Origin of the sequence: Dietzia maris (assembly GCF_014144855.1) — a bacterium.
In the GTDB taxonomy this organism is placed as follows: domain Bacteria; phylum Actinomycetota; class Actinomycetes; order Mycobacteriales; family Mycobacteriaceae; genus Dietzia; species Dietzia kunjamensis.
Genome location: NZ_JAALDN010000244.1, coordinates 1 through 8311, shown reverse-complemented (window position 1 = coordinate 8311; position 8311 = coordinate 1). Strand labels below are relative to the sequence as shown.

Annotated in this window: 7 protein-coding genes; 2 read left to right on the top strand and 5 right to left on the bottom strand. The window is 71.0% G+C overall.

Annotated elements, in window-relative coordinates:
* The coding region (locus G6024_RS08620) for a cytochrome P450 (protein WP_159148489.1) at nucleotides 1-924 on the top strand (924 nt) is incomplete at its 5' end.
* A 107-nt stretch (nucleotides 925-1031) separates the two neighbouring features.
* On the opposite strand, the gene G6024_RS08615 is transcribed toward G6024_RS08620, so the two are convergent.
* The 4 genes from G6024_RS08615 to G6024_RS08600 are packed head-to-tail and all read right to left on the bottom strand — an operon-like array spanning nucleotide 1032 to nucleotide 5537.
* On the bottom strand, nucleotides 1032-1895 hold the full coding sequence (locus tag G6024_RS08615) for a LuxR C-terminal-related transcriptional regulator (protein ID WP_132063006.1): 864 nt from the start codon (nucleotides 1893-1895) through the stop codon (nucleotides 1032-1034).
* 25 nt (nucleotides 1896-1920) lie between these two features.
* Nucleotides 1921-2817 (bottom strand): 3-hydroxyisobutyrate dehydrogenase, encoded by an 897-nt coding sequence (mmsB, locus tag G6024_RS08610; protein WP_227022213.1) that lies wholly within the window; start codon nucleotides 2815-2817, stop codon nucleotides 1921-1923.
* Between the two features lie 2 nt (nucleotides 2818-2819).
* Entirely contained in the window at nucleotides 2820-3983 is a 1164-nt protein-coding gene (locus G6024_RS08605) for an acyl-CoA dehydrogenase family protein (protein ID WP_132063008.1), read from the bottom strand.
* A 27-nt stretch (nucleotides 3984-4010) separates the two neighbouring features.
* Complete coding sequence (locus G6024_RS08600) at nucleotides 4011-5537, bottom strand: CoA-acylating methylmalonate-semialdehyde dehydrogenase (protein ID WP_159148488.1); 1527 nt, start codon at nucleotides 5535-5537, stop codon at nucleotides 4011-4013.
* Between the two features lie 208 nt (nucleotides 5538-5745).
* Between G6024_RS08600 and G6024_RS08595 the strand changes: the two genes are divergently transcribed.
* Entirely contained in the window at nucleotides 5746-7482 is a 1737-nt protein-coding gene (locus G6024_RS08595) for an AMP-binding protein (RefSeq protein WP_159148487.1), read from the top strand.
* A 111-nt stretch (nucleotides 7483-7593) separates the two neighbouring features.
* Here the strand turns inward: G6024_RS08595 and G6024_RS08590 are convergent.
* Nucleotides 7594-8311: SDR family NAD(P)-dependent oxidoreductase (locus G6024_RS08590; RefSeq protein WP_159148486.1), on the bottom strand; the 718-nt coding region annotated here is incomplete at its 5' end.

Sequence of the window (8311 nt, the reverse complement as noted above, 5' to 3'; positions counted from 1 at the left end):
GATCAACGCACTCTAAATCCGGAAGGGCCGGTCTACGGCGACACCACCACGGCGTTCGGTCGGGCGGCGTTCCGCTGGGCGGGCCTACCGCTCACCCCGGCGGAGGCCGATCGCCGGGCCCGCCAGATGAGCAGGCTGCTCGACTCGTTCGGCCGCATCGCGACCAATCCGGTCGCCGAGGTCGAACGCGTCCGGCTGGACCGCTGGGCCACCGGCCTGATCCGCGCGGTGCGGGCCGGCGGACTGCGCGCGGAGCCCGACTCGGTCCTGGCGGCCATGGCCGACCTTCGGGACCCCGACGGCGCTGCAGTCGACGACCGGACCGCCGCCGTGGAGCTGCAGAACCTCACCCGCCCGACGGTGGCGGTGGCGCGGTTCGCCGCGTTCGCGGCAGTCGCGCTCACGGAGAATCCCGGGTGGGCCGCACGGATCCGGGAGGCCTCGTCGGCCGCCGGCCGGCTCTCCGATATCCCGGAGGCCGTCGCGTTCGCCCAGGAGGTCCGGCGGGTCTACCCGTTCGTGCCGATGCTGCCGGCGATGGCGACCTCGGACTTCGAGGTGCACGGATGCCCGGTGCACCGAGGCGAACGGGTGCTGTTGGATCTCCTCGGCACCGATACGGACCCCGATCACTGGGACGACGCCTCGACGTTCGACCCCGGGAGGTTCATGGGGGTCGAAGACGCCGAGCAGCTCGAGGCGTTCGTCCCGCAGGGCGGTGCGGGTGTCCGCACAGGCCACCGGTGCCCCGGCGAGAAGCTCGCGGTGGCAGCCCTGTCCGCCGCGGTGGCCGCGCTGAGCCGTCCGGAGGTGCGCATCAGCCGGGATCCCGACGATCTCACCTTCCCGTGGACGCGGATGCTCACCCGTCCCGCGACAGGGGTCCGGGTGACGTGGCAGGACCGGGAGACCGCGGCGCCGTAGACCCGCCCTCGCCGGCGCGTCGCCGCGCGACGAGAAGAGCGTTCCGCACACTGCCCTCGGGCGATGTGTGCGGAACGCTCTTCGCGACGCGGGCCGGTCGGGTCGATTCAGGGCAGGACGCCGAGGAGCCGGGCGCGCGCCACGGACTCCATCCGCGACCGCGTGCCGAGCTTGGTGCCGATGTTGCGAAGGTACGCCTTGATGGTCTCCGGCGACAGCGACAACCGCGCCCCCACCTCGGCGTTCGAGCAGCCGAGCGCGACCTGGGCCAGCACGTCGATCTCGCGCGGCGAGAGCACCGACTTCGCGGGTACCGGGATGTCCCCGGCGTCGGGCGCCCGTCCCACGCCGGCGAGAGCGGACCCGGCGGCCAGGAGACGATCGCGCAGGGCCGGGTCGCCCAGCTCCGCAGCGATCGCCCGCAGCTCTCCGTGGAGGACCCGCAGCTGCTCGCGGTCCGCGGCCTCGAAGCCGACGGAGTGTTCCGCGGCGGCGAGGTCCGCCATCCGCAGCCGGCGGTCGACCTCGTCCCTGACCTGGAACTCGGCGGCCAGGTCCGAGGCGACCGAGTTGAACGTCTTGACGACGTGGTCGCCGAGCTGCGTGGCCACCCGGGCCGACCCGTAGAGGATCGTCCGCGCGACGCCGGAGACCATCACCGGCACCGAGATGATGGCCCGCAGACCCTCCTGCTCCACCGCATCGGCGTAGTCGCGGGTGATGGCCGAGCACTCCTCGTAGTCGCGGACCGTGGCGGGACGCCCCGACGCCATGACGTGCCCACCGAGCCCGCGCCCCTTGGCCACGGCCAGACCCTGCATGGAGTTCGTGCGGGCGCCGATGAAGCGGGTGAGCTTCGCCGTCTCGCCGTCGGCCTGCCCCGCGAACACGATCGGCAGCGCGGACTCCTGCCGGGCGCGTCGCAGGGCACCGAGGACCGCGTCCGAATCACTGGGTCGAAGGGTGGTCATGGTCAGCTCCCGAGAGTGGAGACGGTCAGCTCCGCGCGGAATCGCGGATGCTGGTGATGATGGCGCTGAAGTCCTTGCCACCGTTGTCCTGCGCGAACTCGTCGTACAGCGCCGCGGCCGCCGCACCGAGCGGCGCGACCGTACCGGTGCTCTCCAGCGCGGCCAGGGCCAGTCCCAGGTCCTTGTTCATCAGGGCCGTGGCGAAGCCGGGCGTGAAGTCGTTGTTCGCTGGGGAGGTGGGCACCGGGCCGGGCACGGGGCAGTTGGTGTGCAGCGCCCAGCTGTTGCCGGTGGCCCCGGTGACCACGTCGTACAGGGCCTGGTGCTCGAGCCCCAGCCGCTCCGCGAGCACGAACGCCTCGCCGATCGCGATCTGGTGGACGGCCAGGACCATGTTGTTGCAGACCTTGGCGGCCTGGCCGGCCCCCGCGGCGCCGCAGTGGATGACCTTGCCCGCCATGGGCTCGAGGACCGGCTGCGCCGCGGCGAACGCCTCGTCCTCCCCGCCCACCATGAACGCCAGCGTCCCCGCGGTCGCGCCCTTGACACCGCCGGAGACGGGGGCGTCCACCTGGAGCATCCCCGCCTCGACGGCCTTGGCGTGCACCGCCCGGGCGTCGTCGACCGAGATGGTGGACGAGTCGATGAACAGCGTGCCGGCCTCCGCCTCCCCCAGGACGTCGTCGTAGGTGGAGGTGACCAGCGCGCCGTTGGGGAGCATCGTGATGACGACGCCGGCCCCGCGGACCGCCTCGGCCGGCGTCTCGCACACGGTGACGCCGGCCGAACTCGCGGCCTCCTGCGCGGCGGAGACCGGGTCGAAACCGCGGACCTCGTGGCCGGCACCGACAAGGTTGGCCGCCATGGGACCGCCCATGTTGCCCAGGCCGAGGAAAGCGACGGTCGGCAGTTCGTTGGTCATTCCTACGCTCCCAGTCCGCGCGCGGCGACGGCCCGGCCGACGACGACGCGCATGATCTCGTTCGTGCCCTCAAGGATGCGGTGCACCCGCAGATCCCGCACGATCTTCTCGATTCCGTATTCGGATAGATACCCGTAGCCGCCGAACAGCTGCAGCGACCGGTCGGCGATGTCGAAGCACCGGTCGGTGACGAACAGCTTCGCCATGGCACACAGCTCGACGTGGTCCGGCTCCTTGGCGTCCAGCGCGGCGGCGGCCCGCCACAGCAGGAGCCGACTGGCCTCCAGTTCGGTGGCCATCTCGGCGAGGGTGAACCGGATGGTCGGCTCGTCGATGAGCGCACCGCCGAACGCCTCGCGGTCCCGCACGTGTGCCACGGCCCGCGAGTACGCCTCCTGGGCCCCGCCCAGCGAGCAGGCGGCGATGTTGATGCGCCCGCCGTTGAGGCCGCGCATCGCGATGGTGAAGCCGAGCCCCTCCCCGCCGGTCTCCGCGCCGCCGATGAGGTTGGCGGCCGGAACCCGGACGCCCTCCATGATCACCTGCGCGGTCGGCTGGGCGTTCCAGCCCATCTTCCGCTCGTCGGGGCCGAAGCTCAGCCCGTCCGAGTCGGCCGGGACCAGAAACGCCGAGATGCCCTTGGGGCCGGCCTCCCCGGTCCGGGCCATCACCAGGTAGACGTCCGACTGGCCGCCCCCGGAGATGAACTGCTTGGTGCCGCTGAGCACGTAGTGGTCACCGTCGCGGACCGCCTTGGTGCGCAGCGCCGCCGCGTCCGACCCGGCGCCCGGCTCGGTGAGGCAGTAGCTGGCGAACTTCTCGAGCGAGGCCAGCTCGGGGATCCACTGCCGGCGCTGCTCGTCGGTGCCGAACTCGTCGACCATCCACACGCACATGTTGTGGATGGACAGGTACGCCGCCACCGACGGGCACCCGCGCGCGAGCTGCTCGAAGATCCGCACGCCGTCCAGTCGACGCATCCCGCTGCCGCCGACCTCCTCGGAGACATAGATCGCGCCCATGCCCATCCCGGCGGCCTCGCGGAGGACGTCCTTGGGGAAGTGGTGGGTCTCGTCCCACTCCTGCGCCTTGGGACCGATCCGCTTGTCCGAGAAGTCGCGTGCGGCGTCGACGATGACCTTGTCGTCGTCATCAAGGGTGAACATGGGTGTTCCTCTCCTGGGGCGAGCCGGTCAGTCCATCGTGGGGATGTTGAAGTCGGCCCCGTCCTTGATGCCCGACGGCCAGCGCTGCGTGACGGTCTTGACCTTGGAGTAGAACTTGATCGACTCCGGGCCGTGCTGGTTGAGGTCGCCGAATCCGGACTTCTTCCAGCCACCGAAGGTGTGGTACGCGATCGGGACCGGGATCGGCACGTTGACGCCGACCATGCCGACCTCGACGCGGGAGACGAACTCGCGGGCGGCGTCGCCGTCGCGGGTGAAGATCGCCACGCCGTTGCCGTACTCGTGGTCGTTGGGCAGGCTCAGCGCCTCCTCGAAGTCCTTGGCGTGGACCACCACGAGGACGGGGCCGAAGATCTCGTCGGTGTAGACGCTCATGTCCGGCGTCACCTTGTCCATGAGCGTCGGGCCCACGTAGTAGCCCTCGGAGATGTCCTCACCGTTGAACTCGCCGGTGTAGGCACCCACACCGCGGCCGTCGACGAGGAGCTCGGCGCCGGCCTTCTCACCCTGGTCGATGTAGTCCAGGACCCGGGCCTTGGACTCGGGGGTCACCAGCGGGCCGTAGTCGGACTGCGGATCGTGGCTGTGGCCGACCTTGAGGTCCTTGACCTTGGGCAGCAGCTTCTCGAGGAGCGCCTCGGCCGTGCCCTCGCCGACGGGGACGGCCACGGAGATGGCCATGCAGCGCTCGCCGGCGGAGCCGAAACCGGCGCCGACCAGGGCGTCCGCGACCTGGTCCATGTCGGCGTCCGGCATGATGATCGCGTGGTTCTTGGCGCCGCCGAAGCACTGGGCGCGCTTGCCGGTGCGGGCAGCGTTCTCGTAGATGTACTGCGCGATCGGGGTGGATCCGACGAAGCCGACCGCCTGGATCGTGTCGTTGTCGAGGATCGCGTCCACGGCCTCCTTGTCGCCGTGCACGACCTGGAAGATGCCGTCCGGCAGGCCCGCCTCGGTGAACAGCTCGGCCAGGCGCACCGGCACGGAGGGGTCCCGCTCGGAGGGCTTGAGGACGAACGCGTTGCCACAGGCGATGGCCGGGCCGGCCTTCCACAGCGGGATCATGGCCGGGAAGTTGAACGGGGTGATGCCGGCGACGACACCCAGCGGCTGGCGCATGGAGTAGACGTCCACGCCGGTGCCCGCGTTCTCGGTGAACTCACCCTTGAGCAGGTGCGGGATGCCGATCGCGAACTCGACGACCTCGAGGCCGCGCTGGATGTCGCCCTTGGCGTCCGGCGTGGTCTTGCCGTGCTCGATCGCGAGCAGCTCGGCGAGCTCGTCCATGTTCTGGTTGACCAGGTCCACGAACCGCATGAGCACGCGGGCGCGCTTCTGCGGGTTCTGCGCGGCCCACGCCTTCTGCGCGGCGGCGGCCTTGGCGATGACGTCGTCGACCTCGGCCGTGGTGGCCAGCGGTACGACCGCCTGCGCCTTGCCCGTGCTGGGGTTGAGCACTTCCTGGCTCCGCCCCCCGGTGGCCGCGACCCGCGCGCCGTTGATGTAGTGCTCGACCTGCCTGAGATCCGACATGGACGTCCCTTCCTCAGTGGGGCGGCGCGCTGTTCTCGCCCGCTCACCCCTGTCCCGTGATGCCCATCACCATATACTTGCAACTCCTAGTAATCCATAGCCGGGCCCCGATCGACCCCGGACCCTCCCCTTTCGGGTGTACCGCCAGCCCTCTCGGCAGCCCTACTGTGAGCTGACTCACTCATACGTTCCGTCGACAGGAGCATCCATGCCCCCGCTGCCCACCGAGGCCACCGTCCGGTTCCGCGCCGCCCGCGACTTCCTCCAGGCACACGCGCAGGACTACGACGCCGCGCGGGACGGTTTCGCCTGGCCCGAACTCGACGAGTGGAACTGGGCGCTGAACTGGTTCGACGTGCAGGCCGAGGGGAACGACGACCCGGCACTGTGGATCGTCGAGGAGCACGACGGCGGCGGGGCCCCCACGGAGGCCAAGTACTCGTTCGACGAGATGCGGATCCGGTCCGACCGCACGGCCAACTGGCTACGCGACAGCGGCGTCGGGCCCGGCGACCGCATCCTGCTCATGCTCGCCAACCAGGTCGAGTTGTGGGACGTCATGCTGGCCGTGATCAAGCTCGGCGCCGTGGTCATCCCCGCCACCACCCTGCTCGCCGAGGGCGACCTGCGGGACCGCATCGCGCGCGGCGGGATCAAGCACGTGATCGCGCGCGCCGAGTTGGCCGGGCGCTTCGCCGACATCTCCGGCGACTACCAGCGGATCTCGGTCGGCGGGGAGGAGCGGGGTGGCGCGCCGGAGGGCTGGACCGATCTGGCCGCCGCGATGGACGCCTCGCCCGACTTCGAACCGAGCCACACCACCCACGCCGACGACACGCTGCTGCTGTACTTCACCTCAGGCACCACCAGCAAGCCCAAGCTCGTCGAGCACACGCACGCCTCCTACCCCGCGGGCCACCTGTCGACCATGTACTGGATCGGCCTGCAGCCCGGCGACGTCCACCTCAACGTCTCCTCGCCCGGATGGGCCAAGCACGCCTGGTCGAACGTCTTCACCCCGTGGATCGCCGGGTCGTGCGTGTTCATCTACAACTATTCGCGGTTCGACGCGACGGCGATGATGCGCGAGATGGACCGTTGCGGCGTGACGAGCCTGTGCTGCCCCCCGACCGTGTGGCGAATGCTCATCCAGGCCGATCTGACCCAGCTGCAGGTCCCGCCCCGCCTGGCGGTGGGCGCGGGCGAGCCGCTCAACCCCGAGGTCATCGGCCGGGTCCGGGACGCGTGGGGGGTGACGATCCGCGACGGGTTCGGCCAGACCGAGACCACCGTGCAGATCGCCAACACCCCGGGCCAGCCCATCAAGGACGGCTCGATGGGCCGCCCGTGCCCCGGCTTCGACGTGGTGCTGGTCGACCCGGCCACCGGTCGGGAGCTCGCCGGCGACGGCGCGGAGGGCGAGATCTGCCTGCGCCTCGACCCCCGCCCGCTTGGACTGATGGTCGGTTACCACGGTGATGCCGAGCGCACCGACGCCGCCTACGCGGACGGCTTCTACCACACCGGCGACGTGGGGTCCCGCGACGCGGAGGGCTACATCACCTACGTCGGGCGCACCGACGACGTGTTCAAGTCCTCCGACTACCGGATCTCGCCGTTCGAGCTGGAATCGGTGCTGCTCGAGCACCCGGCCGTCGCCGAGGCCGCCGTCGTCCCCTCCCCTGACCCGGTGCGGCTGAGCGTGCCCAAGGCCTTCGTCGTCCTGGCCGGCGGCTGGGAGCCCACCGAGGCCACGGCGCGCGAGATCTTCGAGTACTCGCGCACCCACCTGGCCGGCTACAAGCGGGTCCGGCGCCTGCAGTTCACCGACCTGCCCAAGACAATCTCCGGCAAGATCAGGCGGGTGGAGCTGCGCCGCGGCGAGGTCGACAACGGTCCGTCGGTGGACTTCCCCGGTGAGTTCCGCGAGGACGCACTGCGCTGACGGTGGACGCCGTCCGGGGCGTGCGAGGACGGGCGACGACGACGAGGTGGTCGTCCCCGTCCGGTGCGCGGTCCGCGGGCGGCCGCCACGCGACGCGGGTCCCGAGGCGGCTCACGTCCGGAGGAAGCCGTCGATCTCCTCGGGCGTCCACGGCGCATGCGAGTGGAAATCGCGGTACGCCAGGATCTGCGCCTCCGGCGTGGGGAATCGTCCGACGAAGCCGCCCGATCCGGCGAAGACGCCCCCGGTGATCCCCGCGGAGAGGTCGGAGACGAGATAGGTGTAGAGGGGTGCGACGTACTCCGGGCCCGCCGGGTCCAGTGCCCCGGCCACACTCAGCTCGTCGAGCATTCCCCGGCGCCCCAGGTCCCGGATCTGCTCCTCGTAGGCCTCACCACTGGACAGACGGGTGCGCGCGCCGGGGCACACGACGTTCGCCCGGACCCCGTGCTCGGCCAGTTCCGCCGCGATCGCCATGGTGAGTGAGGTGACGGCGCCCTTGCCGGCCGAGTAGCCGGTCCCGCCGTAGTCGCCCTTCCAGGCGAACGACGACGTGGTGACGATCGCACCCGTTCCCGCCTCCACCAGGTGTGGCGCGAAGACGCGACACGGGGCGAACACCGTGCCCAGGTGGGCGTCGATGAGGTCGGCGAAATCGGCGTGGGACACCGTGAGGATCGACGACCCCGCCGGTTCGGGCACCCCGGCGCACGTGATGAGCCCGCCCACGACCGAGTCCCCCTCCCTCGCCCGGGCGAGCAGCTCCTCGGCGACGGCGGGCTCGTGCGCCGACCCGGCGACGCCGCGGATCCGGCCGGTCGACCGTGCT

What these genes read in the sequence shown, in the direction of transcription:
- G6024_RS08605 (WP_132063008.1), bottom strand. Translation starts at nt 3,983, where the DNA reads ATGTTCACCCTTGATGACGACGACAAGGTCATCGTCGACGCCGCACGC.
- mmsB (WP_227022213.1), bottom strand. Translation starts at nt 2,817, where the DNA reads ATGACCAACGAACTGCCGACCGTCGCTTTCCTCGGCCTGGGCAACATG.
- G6024_RS08615 (WP_132063006.1), bottom strand. Translation starts at nt 1,895, where the DNA reads ATGACCACCCTTCGACCCAGTGATTCGGACGCGGTCCTCGGTGCCCTG.
- G6024_RS08595 (WP_159148487.1), top strand. Translation starts at nt 5,746, where the DNA reads ATGCCCCCGCTGCCCACCGAGGCCACCGTCCGGTTCCGCGCCGCCCGC.
- G6024_RS08600 (WP_159148488.1), bottom strand. Translation starts at nt 5,537, where the DNA reads ATGTCGGATCTCAGGCAGGTCGAGCACTACATCAACGGCGCGCGGGTC.